General features: G+C 72.4%; 15 protein-coding genes. 3 read left to right on the top strand and 12 right to left on the bottom strand.

Annotated elements, in window-relative coordinates; translation table 11 throughout:
- Positions 1-24: 24 nt before the first annotated feature.
- From AB0G04_RS22340 to AB0G04_RS22315, 6 genes are all read right to left on the bottom strand, one after another.
- The gene (locus AB0G04_RS22340; RefSeq protein WP_360985750.1) at positions 25-3,507 is read right to left on the bottom strand and encodes an ABC transporter ATP-binding protein/permease; all 3,483 of its coding nucleotides are present in this window, start codon (positions 3,505-3,507) and stop codon (positions 25-27) included.
- A gap of 106 nt (positions 3,508-3,613) precedes the next feature.
- The gene (locus AB0G04_RS22335) at positions 3,614-4,027 is read right to left on the bottom strand and encodes a hypothetical protein (protein WP_360985747.1); all 414 of its coding nucleotides are present in this window, start codon (positions 4,025-4,027) and stop codon (positions 3,614-3,616) included.
- A 28-nt stretch (positions 4,028-4,055) separates the two neighbouring features.
- Positions 4,056-4,433 (bottom strand): VOC family protein, encoded by a 378-nt coding sequence (locus AB0G04_RS22330; protein ID WP_360985744.1) that lies wholly within the window; start codon positions 4,431-4,433, stop codon positions 4,056-4,058.
- Between the two features lie 62 nt (positions 4,434-4,495).
- The gene (locus AB0G04_RS22325) at positions 4,496-5,308 is read right to left on the bottom strand and encodes a methyltransferase domain-containing protein (protein ID WP_360985741.1); all 813 of its coding nucleotides are present in this window, start codon (positions 5,306-5,308) and stop codon (positions 4,496-4,498) included.
- Positions 5,305-6,486, bottom strand: coding sequence for a metallophosphoesterase (locus tag AB0G04_RS22320; protein WP_360985738.1), 1,182 nt, complete (start codon positions 6,484-6,486; stop codon positions 5,305-5,307). The genes AB0G04_RS22325 and AB0G04_RS22320 overlap by 4 nt, the downstream gene beginning before the upstream one ends.
- Positions 6,487-6,544: 58 nt before the next feature.
- Positions 6,545-7,222 carry a nucleoside/nucleotide kinase family protein gene (locus AB0G04_RS22315; RefSeq protein ID WP_360985735.1) on the bottom strand — a complete coding sequence of 226 codons (678 nt, stop codon included), beginning with the start codon at positions 7,220-7,222 and terminating at the stop codon, positions 6,545-6,547.
- A 136-nt stretch (positions 7,223-7,358) separates the two neighbouring features.
- Here AB0G04_RS22315 and AB0G04_RS22310 point away from each other — a divergent pair, with 136 nt between their 5' ends.
- On the top strand, positions 7,359-8,291 hold the full coding sequence (locus AB0G04_RS22310) for a ScyD/ScyE family protein (RefSeq protein WP_360985732.1): 933 nt from the start codon (positions 7,359-7,361) through the stop codon (positions 8,289-8,291).
- Between the two features lie 194 nt (positions 8,292-8,485).
- Here the strand turns inward: AB0G04_RS22310 and AB0G04_RS22305 are convergent, their stop codons facing one another.
- Positions 8,486-9,142: a hypothetical protein gene (locus AB0G04_RS22305; protein ID WP_360985729.1), complete on the bottom strand. Its 657-nt coding sequence runs from the start codon at positions 9,140-9,142 to the stop codon at positions 8,486-8,488.
- A 271-nt stretch (positions 9,143-9,413) separates the two neighbouring features.
- Between AB0G04_RS22305 and AB0G04_RS22300 the strand changes: the two genes are divergently transcribed.
- Entirely contained in the window at positions 9,414-10,226 is an 813-nt protein-coding gene (locus tag AB0G04_RS22300; RefSeq protein ID WP_360985726.1) for a polysaccharide deacetylase family protein, read from the top strand.
- Positions 10,223-11,281 carry a glycosyl hydrolase gene (locus AB0G04_RS22295; RefSeq protein ID WP_360985723.1) on the top strand — a complete coding sequence of 353 codons (1,059 nt, stop codon included), beginning with the start codon at positions 10,223-10,225 and terminating at the stop codon, positions 11,279-11,281. The genes AB0G04_RS22300 and AB0G04_RS22295 overlap by 4 nt, the downstream gene beginning before the upstream one ends.
- Here AB0G04_RS22295 and AB0G04_RS22290 read toward each other — a convergent pair.
- The 5 genes from AB0G04_RS22290 to AB0G04_RS22270 all read right to left on the bottom strand — a co-directional run bounded on the left by AB0G04_RS22290 (position 11,271) and on the right by AB0G04_RS22270 (position 17,876).
- Positions 11,271-12,440 carry a glycosyl hydrolase gene (locus AB0G04_RS22290; RefSeq protein WP_360985720.1) on the bottom strand — a complete coding sequence of 390 codons (1,170 nt, stop codon included), beginning with the start codon at positions 12,438-12,440 and terminating at the stop codon, positions 11,271-11,273. The two genes, AB0G04_RS22295 and AB0G04_RS22290, sit on opposite strands and share 11 nt — an antisense overlap.
- Before the next feature lie 24 nt (positions 12,441-12,464).
- Entirely contained in the window at positions 12,465-13,247 is a 783-nt protein-coding gene (locus AB0G04_RS22285) for a DUF1616 domain-containing protein (protein ID WP_360985717.1), read from the bottom strand.
- Positions 13,244-15,502, bottom strand: a complete 2,259-nt coding sequence (locus AB0G04_RS22280) for a hypothetical protein (RefSeq protein WP_360985714.1) — start codon at positions 15,500-15,502, stop codon at positions 13,244-13,246. The genes AB0G04_RS22285 and AB0G04_RS22280 overlap by 4 nt, the downstream gene beginning before the upstream one ends.
- A gap of 95 nt (positions 15,503-15,597) precedes the next feature.
- Positions 15,598-16,923 (bottom strand): glycosyltransferase family A protein, encoded by a 1,326-nt coding sequence (locus AB0G04_RS22275; RefSeq protein WP_360985711.1) that lies wholly within the window; start codon positions 16,921-16,923, stop codon positions 15,598-15,600.
- A complete protein-coding gene (locus AB0G04_RS22270) occupies positions 16,920-17,876 on the bottom strand; it encodes a glycosyltransferase family 2 protein (protein ID WP_360985708.1) in 957 nt (318 codons plus the stop codon). The genes AB0G04_RS22275 and AB0G04_RS22270 overlap by 4 nt, the downstream gene beginning before the upstream one ends.
- Positions 17,877-17,916 lie beyond the last annotated feature (40 nt).

Here is a 17,916-nt window from a genome sequence, read left to right as displayed (position 1 = left end):
CGGTCACCACGCGGACCGGGTGGGTCAGCCGGCCAGGTGACCCCAGCGTTCGGCCAGTTCGGACCACGGGCCCTGGTCCTCGGCCCGGCCGCCGATCAGCACCACCACCCTGTCGGCCTGGGCCAGGGCGGCCCGCTTGGACGTCGAGCCGACCACGGTCACCCCGTGCGCGCGCAGCGCCTCCCACAGCGCCAGCTCCGTCGTCACGTCCAGCGCGGACGAGACGTCGTCGGCGATCAGTAGCTCGGTACGCGGGGCCAGCGCCCGCGCCAGTGCCAGCCGCTGCAGCTGGCCACCGGAGAGCCGGGTCCCCTTGTGCCCGATCAGCAGCTGCAACCCGCCCCCGGCCGTGGCCAGGTCGTGTTCCAGCTGCGCGACCGACACCGCGCCGGCCGCGTCCACCTCGTGCCCGAGCTGGATGTTCTCGGCCACCGTGCCGGACAGCACCCGGGGCAGCTGGGCGACGTAACCCACCTGGTTCGGCCGCAGGAACAGTTCCGGCTCGTCGACCGGCTCGCCGTTCCAGCGCAGCTCACCGGTGTGGTGCACGATGCCGGCCAGGGCGCGCAGCAGCGACGACTTGCCGGAGCCGACCGGGCCGACCACCAGGACCAGTTCGCCGCGTTCGACGGTGAGGTCGACGTCGCGTACCCCCACGGCACCGTTCTCGTGCACCGCGGTGAACCCGGACAACTGCAGCGTTCGCAGCGGACTGCGCGGCGCGATCGGGGGCGCCGGGGCCGTACCCGCCGAGATGTCCACGCCCGGGATGTCCGCCGAGTACTCCGACGTGCCGGTCATCGCCGCCGTGCGACGGGTCCACACCTTCGCCGACGGATAGTGCGACACCAGCGACGCCGTCGTCCACGCGAACCAGCGGGCCGCGCCGAGCACCGACACCGCGATCAGCGTCGCCGCGGTCGTGAGGTGACCGCCCAGATAGAGGGCCCACGCCGCGATGGGCAGCAACCCGCTCGCGATCGACGGTGTGGAGCGGGCCCACACCTGGATCGAGATCTCCCGGCGCTGCAGCTCGCTGCGTGTCGCGTCGAGGGCGGCGAGGTGCGTCAGCACCGGACCGGTCGCGCCGGCCAGCTTCACCGTGCGCGCCGCGGACAGGGAGGAGACCAGCGACGTCGCGAACGCCGCCCGCGCCGCCACGGTCCGCCGGGCCGCCCGCTCCAGGCGTGGCCCGAACAGGGTCGCCGCCAGACCGGACAGCACCATGGTGCCGGCGAAGAACAGGCCCGGCACGATCGACTGGGAGAACAGCGTCATCGACGCCAGCGCGAAGATGGCGACGGTGTTGTCGATCAGGTTGTCGGCAAGCTGAACCACGCGTTCGGTGTCGCCGCCCTGCGCCACCACCTCGGCCGGGGTGTGCTTGCTGACCCGGCGCGGGCCGATCTGGCCGTGTGTCAGGCGCAGGCTGATCCGCAACATCTGCCGCACCCACCACTCCGGGAACCACGCCCCGGTGTAGTAGAGAGACGGGATCAGCACCAGCAGCCCGGCCGCGATGCCGAGTGCCGGCAGCATCGGGTCGCCCATGCCGTCGACCACGTGGGTCCAGAGCAGCGGCAGGATCGCCCCGTCGAAGCCGAGCAGCACCAGCATCAGGAAGAACCCGCACGCGGCCAGGCCGTACCGCTTGTCGTTCAGCGCGAGCCGCAGGATCTCCCGCATGGTGCGGGCCGGGGGCGGATCCGGCAGGGCCGGGGGCTCCACCGTGGGCAGGGGGTTGGACAGCGCGTCCGGTCCGAGCTCTTCGCGCATCGCGGTGTCCCAGTCGCGCTCGGCCAGCAGCACCCCGCCGCCGGCCGTGCTCGCCGCCGGCACCGACAGGTTGCTGCTCGCCATCAGCTCGGCGAACCGCTGCGACTCGCGCAGCGGGCCCGACTCCAGGACCGCGCCGTCGGCGAGCACGACCACCTCGTCGCAGCGCTGCACCGAGGAGAGCCGGTGCGCCACGATCACGCCGATCCGGCCCCGCAGCAGCCGGTCGGTGGCCCGCTGCACCCAGGACTCGGTGACCGGGTCCATCCGGGCGGTGGCCTCGTCGAGGATCACCACCTGCGGGTCGCGGACCAGGATCCGGGCGAAGGCCACCAGCTGTTCCTGGCCGGCCGAGAGCTTGTAGCCGCCCTCGCCCAGCCTGGTGTCCACACCGTCCGGCAGTCCGGCGACCCAGGCGGTCAGGCCCAGCTCGTCGAGTGCGGCGCCGGCCCGCGGCAGCAGGTCGCGGTCGAACAGCGCGATGTTCTCGGCAAGCGTGCCGGCCAGGATCTCGGTGCGCTGCGGCACGATCGCGGTGCGCCGGCGCAGGCCCTCGACGCCGATGTCGTTGATGTCGACGCCGCCGAGGAACACCGTGCCACGCGGCACGTCCACCGCCCTGGTCAGGATCTTGGCCAGGGTGGACTTGCCGGAGCCGGTACGGCCGATCAGCGCGTACGACCGGCCGCGGGCGAAGGTCACCGACACGTCCCGCAGCGCCGGCGGGCGGCCGCTGTCCGACTCGGTGTAACGGAACGTCAGGTTGCGCACCACCAGGTCACCGTCGATGGCCTCGACGCCGTCGACCGGTTCCTGCGGCACCTCGGCGAGCAGCCGGACCCGGCCCCAGGCGCCGAGCGCGTTCTGCATCTCGGGGACCATGCGGGTCAGGTGCTCGAGAGTGCCGCCGAAGCCGAGCGCCAGCAGCCACACCGCGGTCAGCCGGGCACCGTCGATGTGACCGGCCGTCAGGGCCCAGGCTCCGGCCAGTACCAGTCCGGCGATCAGCGAGCGGGTGATGGCGCCGGCGATCGTCGTCACCTTCGCCGACATCCGCCACACCCGGCGGCCGCGGCGCAGCACCTCGGCCGAACGCTGGGCGTAGAGGCTGCGGACGTACGGCGCGGCCAGGCTGGTCCGCACGTCGTCCTGCCCGTGGATGGCCTCCTCCATCACCGCGGCCAGGTCGGACCAGGCCTCCTCCTCGGCGATGCGGACCGGGCCGATCCGCTGGACGGGCTTGTTCATCACCACGAACAGCAGCGCGCCGACGGCGATCATCGCGAGCGCGGCCGGCCACCAGACGAAGAACGTGGTGACCACCGACAGTGAGGCGACCGCGAGGGACTGGGCCAGGCGCACACCGCTGCCACGCAGCTCGGCGCCGACCTGGTAGACGTCGGAGTCGATACGGTCGAGCAGTTCGCCGACCGGGGTGTTCTCCAGGGTGGGGATGTCCTGGCCGAAGGCGACCCGGTTGAGCTCGCGCCGGGTGCGGGCGGCCCAGTCGGCGGTCAGTCTCGCCACCACGAGACCGACGGTGACGTCGCTGAGGACGGCGGCGACGAGAGCGACGGCCAGCACGGTGAAGAGCGGGACGGAACGATCGACCAGCACCGGACCGGCCAGGGCTAACGCGCCTGCCGAACCGGACGCGCCGATGAATATCAGGAAGGCGACGAGCGCGGTGCGACTCCGGCTGGTGGCCCACAGGTCGCGAAGCAGACGCATGGAGAATCCTCGGCAGCGGTAGGGGAAGGCGGTTCTCTCATCCTGCTCGGCCCTTGGACCACCGCTCAACGGGTTTATTTACGGCATATCGCTCACGCAGTGGTGTCTATCGAGGACTGTCGCCGAGGGTCTGCCGCACCACGGCGTAGACCTGCTCCACGGTGAGGGCGTGTCGTCCGGCGATCAACCGGACGTCGTGTCCCTCGCTGTAGTCGGCCACGATGACCTCCGGGTCGCGGAACCCCGGCGGGGGAGGAGGCGCCGGGTATCCCGGCGCGGGCGGATGGCCGGGGTGTCCGGGCGCGGGCGGATGGCCGGGGTGTCCTGGCTGGGCGTAGGGCGAGTGCCAGCCCGGGCCGGGTGGCGGTCCGTAGTAGACGGGCGGCGGCGGGGCGACCTCATGCGCCACCACCGCGTAGACCTGCTCGACGGTCAAGCCGTACCGCGCGGCGATCTGCTCCACCGGGTATCCGTCGCCGAATTCCGCGACGATCCGGTCCTGCCAGGTCTGATCCGTCACGGGTCCACGCTACCGGCCGGCGTCGACCTCAGCCGTTCGGGCGGTACTCGATCGCCTGGAGCGTCCAGCTGTTGCCGTCCGGGTCACGGAACCCGACGAACCGGCCCCACGGCTGCTCATCGATCTCGCCCGCCTCGACGCCGGCCTCGATCAGCTGCTCCCGGGCGGCGTCCGCGTCGGGCACCACGACCTGGATCTCCTGGGTGCCGGGCGTCTTCTCGGTGAGTCCCCTGCCGATCGCGATGGAGCACGCCGAACCGGGCGGTGTCAGCTGCACGAACCGGAGACCCTCATGGATCGTGTGGTCGTGGTCGGCGATGAACCCGATCCGCTCGTAGAACGCCTTGGCACGGTCGACGTCGGTCACCGGTACCGGGATGAGCTCAATCTTCCATGTTGATGTCATGGGTTCATCCTGTCGCCGATTGCGGTCAGTTCCTGACCGCTGCGCGACATCAGCGCACGATGTCAGGGCACGATGCCGACACCCAGCACCGCGGCGGTCGGGAGCGCGAGCATCCCGTCGGCCGAGCGGTAGGGAGCGGTCCGCGCGTCGTACTCCGCCCGGATCCGGGTGATCGTTTCCGGCGTCTGCCGGCGCAACAGGTGCCCTTTGAGGCCGATGCCGGCGGCCGGCCCGTTCCACCAGGCGTCCGCGGAGATGTGCTGTGTCCAGGCGACCGTGCGGCCGCCGGTGTCCGCCAGCCCGGCCGCGGACATCAGATCCGCAAGACCCGATGGCGTACGTCCGAAGTCGTGCTCCGGGGCCAGGCGGGGCAGGTCGGTGGGCCGGACCACCCCGGCGGCGTCGAAGATCTCGTCCCAGAGCCGCTGCGCCTCGGGCAGCGGCTGCGGCCAGATCGTGACCGCCACCCGCCCGCCCGGCCGGACCACCCGGCGCAGCCCGGACAGCACGGCCGCCGGTGCACCGACATGGTTGAGCACGAAGTTGGCCACCGCCACGTCGAAGGCGTCGTCCGCGAACGGCAGGTCCGGCAGCACCGCCTGCTGGAAAGCAGCCGCCGGCACGCGCCGGGCGGCCAGCTCGACCATGCTCGGTTCGGCGTCGACGCCGGTCACCACGGCGTCGCGCTCGCACGCCAGCCCGGCCACCGTGCCGGACCCGGCGCCCACGTCGAGCACCCGCATCCCGGCGGTGACCCCGGCCGCGTCGAGCAGCGCCGGTGCCGCACCCGCGCAGAGCACCGCGAGGTTGTCCTGGTAGGCGTCGGCCTTCCCGGCCCACATCGCCCGTTCGTAGTCGTCGAACGAGACGGTCACGAGCCGGAGCGCAGGGTCAGCAGGGTGATCTCGCTGGGCGCGAAGATGCGGAACGGCGGGCCCCAGAAACCGGTGCCCCGGCTCGTGTAGAGCTGGGTGCGCTCGGAGTGCCGGGACAGTCCCTGCAGGCTCGGCTGGTCGGTGAGGACCAGGTAGTGGAACGGCCACATCTGGCCGCCGTGGGTGTGCCCGGACAGCTGCAGGTCGATGCCGTGCGCGACGGCGTCCTTGATCTGCTGCGGCTGGTGGGCCAGCAGCAGCACCGGCAGGCCGGGGTCGGCGCCGGCCAGTGCGGCCTCGTGGTCGGTGCGGTGACCGGGCAGGCCGGAGCCGCCCGCGGTGCGGTCGTCGACGCCGGCGACCACCAGCGAGTCGCCGCCGCGGGTCACCACCAGGTGCCGGTTGTGCAGCGTCTCCCAGCCGAGGTGCTCCATGTGTTCGACCCAGCCCTGGGCGCCGCTGTGGTACTCGTGGTTGCCGGTCACGTAGACGCGGGCGAGCCGGGCGCGGATGTCGCCCAGCGGCGCCGCCATCTCCAGGCGCTGCTCGACCAGACCGTCGGCGATGTCGCCGGTGTGCGCCACGATATCCGCGTCGAGGGAGTTGACCACCTCGGTGACGCCGCGCGACCAGCGGGTCCGGTCGATCGGGCCGTAGTGCGTGTCGGTGATCAGCACCACCTTCAGCCCGTCGAGCCCGGGACCGAGCCGGGGGATGGTCACCTCGACCGCGCGCACCCGGGAGACCCGCATCGCCTCGTGGTGACCCCACGCCAGCAGGACCGCCGCGATCAGCACCACACCGGCCGACACCACGCGTGACCGCACCGGGTCCTCGACGCCGAGGACGGCGAGCAGCAGTCCGGCGAGCTGGCCGAGCACCGACCAGGTGAACAGCACCCAGATCACGCCGAGCAGGGTGTCGGCGATCCGGGACTCACGGTCGCGGTGACCGCCGTGGCCGCGGAACATCAGCCAGGGGAAACCGCCGGCGACGGCGGCGAACAGCAGCGTGCCGGCCACGAAGACCGGCAGCGGCCAGTCGTTGCCGGACCAGACGAGGGTTGCCCAGGGCACCCCGAACAGCAGCGACAGCACCGCGACGAGCACCAGACCGAATCGCGCGAACCGTGGCCCGCGCCTGCGCGGCTCGGTCTCGACCGCCTCACCCACCGACATGACGGCAAGCATGCCACCCGGCTCGTTCCGGCGCCCACCGCCGGCCCTCAGCGTGCTCTCAGGCCGGCGGGGTGCCCAGCCGCGCGATCACGTCGGCCGGCACGATCAGATCGGCGCGCGACCGGGTGGCCGCGATCAGCTCGGCGTTGCGCTCGTCGGTGCCGGTGGCCCACGCCACCGCGGCCGCGGGCTCCTTGCCGAACCGGATGTGCCGCTCGATCAGGCGCCGCATCCGCTCGGCGGGTTCCAGTTCGGCGTACCAGACCTCGCTCAGCAGCTCCCGGACCGGTCGCCACCGCGGGTCGTCGAGCAGTAGATAGTTCCCCTCGGTGACGATCAGCCGGGTGGTTCGCGGCACCGCGATGCTCGCGGCGATCGGCTGCTCGAGGTCCCGTTCGAAGCCGGGTGCGTAAATCATCTCGTCGCGGTCCTCGAGGACCCGGCGCAGCAGTGCCGCGTACCCGTAGGCGTCGAACGTGTCCGGGGCGCCCTTGCGGTCGCGGGCGCCGAGCCGGTCCAGTTGCACGTCGGCGAGGTGGAAGCCGTCCATCGGCACGTGCGCCACCCAGCCGGTGTCCCGTCCGGGCGGCGGCCCGGCGGCGAGCGCGGCGACGAGTTCGATGGCGAGGGTGGTCTTGCCGGCCGCGGGCGGTCCGGCGATGCCGAGCACGGCCCGCCGCCCGTCCCCGGCCAGCGCGCGGGCCCGGGCCACGAGATCGGGGAACGTGGCGCTCATGCGGTGACCGTACCGCTCGCTCGACGGGGGTCGGATTCACGACTCCGGAGCTCGAACGTCCGTTCGGGCGATATGGCGCGGCGGAGTGCGGGCAGAGCCTGTTCGAGGACTGTCGACTACACGGGGAATTTACTTGATGACATTCCGTTCATATTTTGCTGCGCTTGTTACGGGCGGCGGCCTGCTGGTGGGTGATCCGGCGCTGCCACCACCGCTGCCGGTGCCCGGCCGCCCGGCCGTGGAGGTGGTCGCACGAGGGCTCGACAACCCGCGTGGCCTGGCCTTCGGTTCGCGCGGGGAGTTGTACGTGGCGGAGGCCGGACGAGGTGGTCCCTGTCATGCCGGCGCGGCGGGCGGCACGGTCTGTGCGGGCCGGTCGGGCGCGATCACCATCGTCGAGTTCGGTCGCCAGTGGCGGGTCACGCCGGGTCTGCCCTCGCTCGCGTCACCGGCCGGCACCGGGGCGTCCGGTCCGTCGGATGTGGTGGCCGGCGCCGGCGGCGAGCCGATCCTGACGGTGGGCGCCGACGGCTCCGCACCGGCACGCCTGTACCGCGGTGGGGACGTCCTGGCCGAGGTGGGGGGCGATCCGGCCGCGATCCTCGACACCGGCCGCGGATGGCTGGTGGTGGACGCGCAGAGCCGCGCGCTGCGCCGGGTCAACCCGCGCGGACGGCTTCAGACGGTCGCGGTCCTGCCCGATCGGGCGCCGCTGGCGCCGGGTTCGGTCACCGGGGGCCCGGACGGCGCCTGGTTCGTCGGTGAGAGGTCCCGGACGGGTGCGGTACGGCCCGGAGCCGCCCGGATCTGGCGCGTCGAATCCGGCCGCCCGCCGGTCGTCTGGGCCACCGGGTTCACGGAAGTCGTCGGCCTGGCCTGGTCATCGGACGGAGGGCTCTACGTACTGGAGCGGGATGCCCTGTTCCGGATCGGCCGCGATCACGTGCGCCGCCCGGTCGCCGGCGGTCTCAAGGACGCGGGTGGCCTGGCGCTGCGGGGCGGGTACGCGTACGTCTCCACCTGCAGCAGGTGCACCGACACCGGAACCGTCCTGCGGATCCGCCAATAGGCCCCGGCTGGCGCACACCGCTGCCTCAGCGCTGCTGAGACAGCGGTAGCGCGCAGCCGGGGAAGGAGCGAGCGGGGGCGGTGGTGCGGGGCAGCCGGTGACCCGGCGCTGCAGCCCGTGAGTCGCCTTGCCGGGCAGGAGCGATGCCCTCGTGGCGTTCCGCGACTCCGGGACTTTCGTGGCCCGTACGAGATCTAGGGGTGCAGGCCCAGGCGCAGACCGGCGACGCCCGCGGGGGAGAGCGGACGGGCGGTGGCCCGGGTGAGGTCGGAGCGGATCGCGTCCGGAAGTTCGTCGCCGAGCGCGCAGAGGGCCGGGAACAGGTCGAGGACCTGGCGATGGCTGAGCGCACCGACACCGATGAGCAGCCCGTTGAGGGCGGTCGGGCTCTGCATCAGGCTCATGCAGAGCTCCTGGCGCCAGGCCGGGTCGTGGACGTGGTCGGGGAACTCCCGGGCGATCCGGTTGCCGGATGGGGCGCGCAGGCCGCCGAGCGTGGTCTGCCGGAAGCGGGCGACACTCGGGGCGAGGCGGCAGGCGATGCCGAGGCGGCGTGCCAGCTGTGGCACGGTGAGCACGTCGAGGCCGGCGGCGCATCGTTCGCAGAGGCGTTCGTAGGTCTTGGCGTGGATCACGGACGCCGGGCGCTGGCAGGCACCGTCGAGCCCGCAGATGGGGTCGAGGATCACCTCGGTGAGGGTGCCCTCGTGGTCGAAGCGGCCGACGGCGAAATAGGTCGCCGGGGCGGTGCGGTAATGGGCCAGCGCCGCGCGTGCGCTGGCGTAGCCGTCGGGGTCGACGCCGATGCGTGGCACGCCGGCTTCGGTGTGCAGCTGGATGAGGCGGAACATGGTGCGCGCTCCCGGGGTTAGAGCGGTTTCGGTGTTGCCCTCCGGTACGTCTCCCATTGCGCTTCGGTTCACTTATCACTTTCAGTAGTGATCGTGTGACGTTATTCGCGCTGGTAGCGGACTTGAGGGACCCCGGACGTTACTCGCTGTAGTGTGAAATGGCCAGAGGTCCAGTCGAACGGATGAGTCGGGCCGACGATCACCGTTGGTAACGTTCGCGACCGGAAAGCGCTGGTCAAGCGCCGGAGAACAAGATCATGGGGAGGACGCGGTGACCGCATCAGTGGCCCGAACCTGGACCACGCTGCCCGCGCTGATGTACCACTCGGTCTCCGCGGTCGGTGGCCCGCTGCGGGACCTCGCGGTGCCGCCGGAGCGTCTGGCCGAGCAGCTCGAGGCACTCAGCGGCGCCGGATACCGCCTGGTCGGGCTGACCGAGGCGCTCGACCTGCTCGGTGCCGGCAGCACGGACAAGATGGTGGCCGTCACCTTCGACGACGGCTACCGCGACTTCCTCACCGACGGCGTGCCGGTCCTGCGCAAGGCCGGCGCCGGCGCCACCCTGTACGCCTCGGTCGGCCACCTCGGCGGCCACGCCGGCTGGCTCGGCGAGTGGTCGCCCGACTTCGGGCCGATGCTCACCTGGTCCGAGCTCGAGGAGGTCGCCGCCTCGGGCGTGGAGATCGGCAACCACAGCCTGATCCACCACCCGCTCGACGTGCTGTCCCCGGCACAGCTGCGCGAGGAGGTGGGGAGCAGCCGCGACCAGCTGGAACAGCGGCTGCAGCGCCGGGTGCGGTCGTTCGCCTACCCGCACGGCTACAACAGCGGCCTGGTACGCCGGACGGTCGAGCGGTCCGGGCACGACAACGCGACCGAGGTCGGCCGGCGGTTGCACACCCCGTCGGAGCGGCGCTTCGCGGTGCCGCGGTTCCAGCCCACCCCCGACCACACCGGCGCCGACCTGGTACGGCTCGTCGAGGGCGGCGGGCCGCAGCTCGCGGCGCGGCTCAAACAGTGCGCCCAGCCGGGGTGGCGGATGGTGCGCCGGCTGGCCCGCAAGGCCGGGCGGAATCTGACATGACGGCCGGGCAGCGCCGCCGCGACGAGAGCGTCAGCCGTCGCGGCCTGCTCGGGCTGACCGGCCTGGGGGTGGCGTCGGCGGCCGGGGCCTTCGGCATGTGGAAGGCGGCCTCGCGGGAGTCGCCGGTCACGGTGAGCGGCACTCCCACCGCGCCGCCCTCCTCGCCGGCGCCCACCCCGCCGCCGTTCGCCGACAGGGGCCCGTGGAAACTCGGCGGCTCGGTGCCGTTCGTCGCCGGCCGGGCCATGCTCGGCTCCTACCTGAGCCTGGACGGCATGAGCTATCGGGACGCCGTGAAGCTGCGCCGCAAACAGCTCGGCCGCGACCAGCGGATCACGCACGTCTTCTACGCCTGGCCGGACCGGCTGCCCACCAGGATCGAGGGCATGCCTAGGAAGTCGGTGCCGCTGGTGTCCTGGCGGGGCCCGCGGTACGACAAGATCCTCAGCGGTGACTCCGACGACCTGATCGCCGCGGCCGCCCGCCGGATCCGCGACCTGGACCGGCCGGTGCTGCTGCGCTGGGGCTGGGAGATGAACGGCCGCTGGTACGAGTGGAGCGGTTTCCAGAACGGCCGGGACCCGGAGGGCTACGTCAACTGCTTCCGGCACCTCCGGAAGATCTTCGACGCCGAGGGTGCCGATCGGGTGTCCTGGGTGTGGAGCCCGAACTGGAACTCCGCGCCGCCCGACGCGTGGAACCGGATGGAGGCCTACTACCCGGGCGACAAGTATGTCGACTGGGTGGGCGTCTCCGGCTACAACCTGAACCAGGAGTCGCCGGCCGTGCTGTTCGACCCGGTCTACCACCGGTACTCGGCCCGCAAGCCCATCATGATCACTGAGGTGGGTGCCAAGGACCACGGCGGGACCAGCAAGGAGGACTGGATCAAAGCCTTCGCGGCGTACGTGGAGCAGCGCCCGGCCATCGGTGGCGTCGTCTGGTTCGACACCGACACCCACGACGCGTACACCGAGCACTGGCGGTTCGACACCCGCGCGGAGTCGGCCGCGGTGTTCCGTCAGATGGCCGCGAGCCAGCGGTTCAGCGGCTGAAGAGCTCCCGGTACACCGCCGAGGAGCCGGTGTTGGGCAGGCACTCGGGGTCGTCCGGCCGCAGGATCGCCGACTGCGAGAAGTCGCCGTCGCAGCGCTGGAACCAGGCCTCGTAGACCAGGTGGGGCGCGTGCTCGGCGAACCATTCGTGCATCCACCGTACGAAATCCGGGTTGTCCTTGCCGGAGTCCCCGGTCGGCATGACCCCCCACTCGCCGACCGAGAACGGCTTGCCGTGGGCGCGGGCGAAGGCGAAGAGCCAGTCCAGGCCCTCCGGCGCCGCCGCGGTCCGGTCGAAGTCGGCTTTCGTCGGTGACCACGGGTGGTGGTCGTAGTTGTCGATGCCGATGATGTCGACGTAGGCGTCGCCCGGATAGCAGTTGGTGCTCAGCCCACCGCACAGGGCGGCCGGCGTGTTGTGCCCGTTGATCGTCCAGTCCAGCACCACCTGCGGGTTCGTCTCCCGGATCGCGTCCGCCGCGGTCCGGTAGCAGGCGATGTAGTCGTCGGTGGAAAGGCCCCGCCAGGCCATCGAGGACTCGTTCATCTCCCAGCCGAGGCGCACGATCGAGTCGCCGCGCCCGTGTTTCACCATGAGCGCGCCGAAGTCGCGCCAGTTCTGGTCGTAGTCGCCGGCCGCGCACCCGGCGACCAGCTTCTCGCCCTTGTCCGGCACCAGCGCCTGCGAGATCACCAGGACGCCGTCGAAGTCGGCGAAGAACTCGAATACCCAATCCGAGTCGCGGGTCATCGAGTCGTAGTTGGTGCGGTCGGTGTAGGTCTGCGCCATCGTGCAGGGCCGGCCCCGGGCGGTGCAGAACGCGGTGACCGAGGCGGTGTTCAGGATCGGGAAGCCGTTGACGCCGGAGAGCCCGTGCTCGCCCGGCCAGACGCCGGCCACCCGGGGTGCGGTCAGATGCGCGCGGGCCGAACGTGACGGTCTCGTGGCGCCGGCTGCGCCCGCGGACGGTCGCGCGATGCCGGTCGCGATCGAGGACGGTTTCGTGGCGCCGGTCGCGCTCGGGGACGGGGCCGCGGCGGGTCTGTCGTCGGCCGGGTTGACGGTGATGGCGACGGCGATGCCGATGGCGAGGACGGCGACCCCGGCGGCGGCCAGCCAGAGGCGGCCGTGCCGGGGCGCGTCCGGGACGTCCGACATGCGGGCGGCTCCAGGTCTGCGGCGCTACTGGCTGGCGATGATCAGCGTACGGAACGCGGTGGCGTCCCCACCTCGGAAAAGGTTCACGGTGACCCGTTCGTCGCCCGGTACGGTGACCTGCCCCGTCCAGACGCCGCCACTGCCCGGCACGATCTCCCGGGTGCCCAGCTGGGCCCCCGCGTCGCCGATCCACACGATCCGCCACGGCCCGTCGGCGGACGCCAGCCCGGTCGCCGACATCTGGACGACCCGGTTGCCCGCGGGGTCGGCCGGTCCCGGCGGCTGGGCCGACAGGCTGCTGACCGCGACGTCGTAGGTGTCCACCGAGTCGGCGTACGACCACACGCCCGCCCCGGCCACCAGCAGCACCGCCAGGGTCAGCGGCAGCACGTCCCGGATCAGGCGTTCCTGGGTGAAGGTCCTCGGTGCCGTCCCGGCCGCCTGCGGCGCGGTGTCCGGATCGCCGGCCCGCAACGTCCGGTAGTAGGCGGTCCCGGTGGCGATCAGTGTGGTTACCGCGCAGACCAGCGTCCAGCTGGCCCGGTTCAGGTGCCCGCCGGCGCTCCACAGGACCAGGCCGCCGAGCACCAGCACGGCCAGGCTCAGCGACGGCACCAGCACGGCCCGTTCGGCGAGGCCGATGTCCCTGCGCCCGGGCCGGAAGACCGCCTCGTTGAGGGCCACCCCCGGCAGCACGAAGGCCAGCAGCAGACCGGCCGGCAGGGACAGCGGGAGCGGGCCGAACTGCGCGGCGACAGCGGCCGCGACCGTCAGGCCGGCGAGCACACCGGCGCGTACCGGGTTCACGGGCGCCCCAATCGGTAGATCCGTACCGTGCCGTTGTCGTAGAGCCGTGACACCGGATCGAGCGTGTCGAACTTGCCCAGCTGCACGTCGCTGAGCGGCTCGGTGATCCGGCCGGCCATCGGGTCGTCCTGGAAGTAGGCGTTGCCCGCCGGCACCCGGTCGCCCAGCCGGTGGTCCACCACCAGGTAGTCGATCGCCAGCTGCCGGACGACCTCGTCCTCGGCCGCCGTCCACGCGGGCGCGTAGAACAGCGGGCCGACCTCACGTACCGGGTCGATCCGCCCGTACGTCGAGGAGAGCGCCACCGCGGTGATGTCACCGCCGACCCGCGCGGCGCGGGGCAGGTTCTCCTCCTGCCAGTGGGCCGCCGCCACGCCGAAGGCGTCCACCGACCGCTCGTAGGAGGCGGGCAGGTAGGGGCCCGGCAGCAGCGCGGAGACCGGCGGCCAGCCGCCGGTACGGGCGCCGACCATCAGCAGGGTGATCAGCGTCGTCCCGATGTACACCTGGCGGGCCAGTCGCCGCCCGGTGGTCACCGCGACCCCCGGCGGTGGCACCGACAGCCACCGGCGGCCGTTCCCGTCCTTGGCCGGGACGATCTGGACCGCGTGCACGATGGCGATCGCCGCGATGATCGAGATGGGGATGTAGGTGAAGGTCGACAGCCGCCCGGCGATCTCCGGGCCGCCCGAACCGAGGAACCGGGCACCGTTGCCGGCGAAGAACGCGGCCCCGCCGACCAGTGCCGCCCAGCGCCAGGTGTCGCGATCCTTGCGGAGGATCATGTCCCGGGCCACCGCCAGGAAGAGGATCAGCAGGCCGAGCAGGCCGAGGCCCTGCACGGCGAGCTGCAGCAGCGGAACCGCGTCGGCAGTGCCCACCGCCCCGTCCCCGGCACCGCCGAACATCTGGTTCAGCGCCGCGGCCAGCCGCTGCACCGGGGCCTCGAGGTACGCGATGACGTCACGGGCCACGAACCCGATCCAGCCGCACACCACGGTCAGCGCGACGGCCGGCGGGATCAGCGTCACCCAGGGACGCGGCCGTTCCAGTGCCAGTTCGGTGACCGACAGCAGCACCAGCGTCGCGACCAGGGCGAACGCGGTGACGTGGTGGCTCACCGTGGTCATCACGATGCCGGTCACGGCCAGCCCCAGGAACCGCTGCCCGCCGCCGGTGCGCCACCTGCGGTGTGCCCAGACCGTGAGCATGAAGTACGGCAGAGCCGCGGTCGCGTACAGGAACATCGAGTTGAAGAACAGGTAGTGCATGGCCGTCGCGTAAGTCACGCACGCCACCCCGGCCATCGCCGGGGAGTTGCTGGCCCGCAGCACGGCAGCGAACAGCCAGCCCACGAACATCAGGTGCGCGATGCCGGCCACGATGACCCCGGCCGCGGTCACCGGCAGCCCGGTGAGCAACGACAGTCCGGCGCCCATCTCGGCCAGGCCGGGGAAGTGCACGGCCGGTGGCAGCGCGTTGTTCTGCCGGAACAGATCGCCGGACTCGACGATCAGCGTGGTGGCCAGCCAGTGCTGCAGCTCGTCGGGGAACCGGAACTGGTCCGGGCTGTACATCCACTTCAGCATGTACTGATTCGCGGCGAGCCCCATCACCAGCACGAACGACTCGGCGACCCCGGCGAGGCGGCTGAGCAGCCGGAACACGACGGGGGAGAAGACGATGACCTGCCCGATCCAGTAGGCGGTCATGGCCCAGCCGGTCTCGTGGCGGCCGCCGGCGTAGGCCAGTGCGACGAGCACCACGCCGAAGCTGGACATCGCAAGCACCCAGGGCGCCCAGCCGAGGCCCGTGGGGTGCCCCGATTCGGACCGGGGTTCGGCGGGCAGCCGGATGACGACGGTCTCGTCGCGGGCCAGCTTCTCGTCGACGGGGACGCGGCCGGCGGCCTTCTTGCCGGTGGCCTGCGGCAGGCGGATCACGACGGTGTCGTCGCCGGCCTGCTTGCGGACCGTGGTGAGCGCGCTGGTGGCCTTCGGCTTCGGGCCCGCCTTCGCCGGGCCGGACTTCGGCGGACTGGGCAGCCGGATGATGACCGTGTCGTCGCCGGCGGTCTTCCTCTTCGTCGCCGGGCCGGATTTCGCCGGTGACCCGGGCAGCCGGATGATGACCGTGTCGTCGCCGGTCTTCTTCGCCGCCGGGATCACCACGGTCTCGTCGGGTTGCGCACCCGCCGGTTCCGCGGTCGCTTCCTCCGGCGTCCCATCCTTGCCGGACGTCGGCTGGTCACCCATGAAAAGACCCTCCACAGGTCGAGGAGCATGCGGCGGCCGCCCGTGTCCCGGTGTGCTCCGGGCACGGGCGGCCGGCGCCTGCGTCAGCGGTTCGGTCAGCGGGAGCCGCGCGGCCGCGTCCGTGCGGCGCGGCGTCCCCGCAGGTAGGCGGCCGGTCCGGCCATCATCCCCCGCCGGTTGGCCGTGAGTAGCCCACGTGGGAAATCGGCCTGCAGAGTCGACACCCGGAGGCTGTCCGAGCCGGTCAGGTCGCGCAGCGCGGTGGGCGCCAGCCGGATCAGCCGCCAGAACAGTCCGGGGCGGCGCAGCAGCAGGCCGGTGTAGGCGGCGGTCAGGCCGGTGCCGTACCCGACCATCTGCTTGTGCAGGCCGGCGAAGTCGCGCCGGTGGTAGTGGTGGGTGACCGCGGTCGGCTGGTAGACGATCGTCCCGCCAGCCAGCAGCACCTGCGTGAAGGCCAGGGTGTCCTCCGAGCCCATGGCGGGGGTGCCGGCACCGAGCGCGGTGTCCCAGCCGCCGATCCGCTCGATCACGCCGGGCCGGAACGTCATGTTCGCGCCGGTGCCGAACGGCGGCAGCGGGTAGAGCGGGCTCTGGAGGTGCGCGGTGTGCGGGCCGAACGTGTCCGGCTTGAACCCGCGTCCCTTGCTGTGCCCGCCGAACTGCTCGAACCAGATCTGTGCCCGGGTCTCCAGCTCGGCCGGCACGATCACGCCGGAGATCACGTCCGCGTCCGGGTTCTCGACCAGCGCGCGGGCCACCTCGGCCAGCCACCAGCGGTCGGCGAGCTCGTCGTCGTCGATCCAGGCCACGATCTCGCCGCGGGTGGCGGCCTCGGCCGCGTTACGGGCGAAGGAGAGACCGGGCCGGGGCTCCTTCAGGTAGTCGACCGGGCCGCGGCGGGCCGCCGACCGGACCACCTCGGCGGTCGCACCGGTCGCCGGGGCGTTGTCCACGACCAGGACGCGGGCCGGCATGTACTCCTGGGCGAGAAGGCTGTCCAGGCAGCGGGCCAGCGCGCCGGGCCGCTCCCGGGTGCAGACGACCACGGTGATGTCCGGGGCGGCGGCCAGCGCGGCCCGGCGACCCGCCAGGAACGCCGGCTCGGCCGCCGGGACGAATCCGTCCGACGGCACCGGGAGCCCGCCGAGGCGGGGCCGCAGCACGTCGCCGAGCGCGGCGTCGATCGCGGCGGCCAGGCCGGCCGGGGTGAGCCCCCGCTCGGGCACGTCGACCAGGAGCGTGCCGAGCGGTTCGGTGAAGAGCCGGACCAGGGCCCAGGCCTGCTGGATCCGCCGGCCGTCGGCCGCCGTCGCGCCGACGGACGGCAGCGGCTCGGAGATCTCCAGGTCGAGCACGACAGCGGGCAGGACGTCGTGCTCCTCGTCGAGCCGCGGAGCGGCCGGGAACGTCGCGGTCACGGGGTGGCCTCCACCGGGGTGCGGCGGCTGGGCCGCCGGGAGCTGACGGTCTCGACGACGCCACCGAACCCGGCGGCGGCGACACCGGCGACCACACCGCCGGCGCGCAGGAAGTTGTCGGCGCCCCGGCCGGCCAGACCGGCCCGCAGGTGGCGGAACATCGCCAGGGGAAGCGACCACAGGTAGTTGCGCTCGGCGCCGAGCGCGTCGTTCTCGTGCAGTCCGGCCATCTGGACCTTGCCGCGCCCTTCGGCGTAGCAGCGGCGCACGAAGAAGCGGAAGCTGGCCCGCTCGGCGGGTACCTCGTGCTGGATCACGGCGCTCGGCACGTACATCCAGCGGCCCCCGCTGACCTGGCTCATCCGCAGGCACAGGTCGGTGTCCTCGGGCCGGTTGCGCGACCCGAGCTTGCCGAATCCGACCCGGAACCCGCCGGCCGCCTCGAAGACGTCCTTGCGGACGATCATGTTGGCGGACCAGACGTTGCGGATCGGCGCGGTCCGGGTGGGCATGCCGGCGTACGAGCCGCCGACCGCCCACAGGAACTCGGCAGGCATCCAGCGCGGCGCCGGGCCCTCCCACGCCGGCCGGATCGCGCCGCCGGTGCCGACCACAGCCGGGTCGGCGAACGGTTCGATCTGGCGGGCCAGCCAGTCCCGGTCGGCGATGATGTCGTCGTCCAGGAAGGCGATCAGCGGTGTCGTGGCGTGGAAGGCACCGGTGTTGCGGTTGCCGGACACGCCCTGGGCGTACGCGTTGCGCAGCACCGTGACGCCGGGCAGCTCACGCTGGATCCGTTCGAACATGGCCGGGTTGTGGTCGACCACGACGACGATCTCGGCCGGGGTGTGGGTCTGGGCCCGGGCCGATGCGAGCGTCCGGGTCAGGTACTCCCAGCGCACTTCCGAGTAGGTCGGGATGACGATGGTCGTGGCGAGGGGGGTGTGGTTCACGGGGGGAGGGCTCCTGTGGGCTCAGTCGTTCCGGTTCAGT

The organism is Actinoplanes sp. NPDC023801 (assembly GCF_040639655.1).
In the GTDB taxonomy this organism is placed as follows: domain Bacteria; phylum Actinomycetota; class Actinomycetes; order Mycobacteriales; family Micromonosporaceae; genus Actinoplanes.
This window is presented reverse-complemented; position numbering and strand designations above follow the sequence as displayed.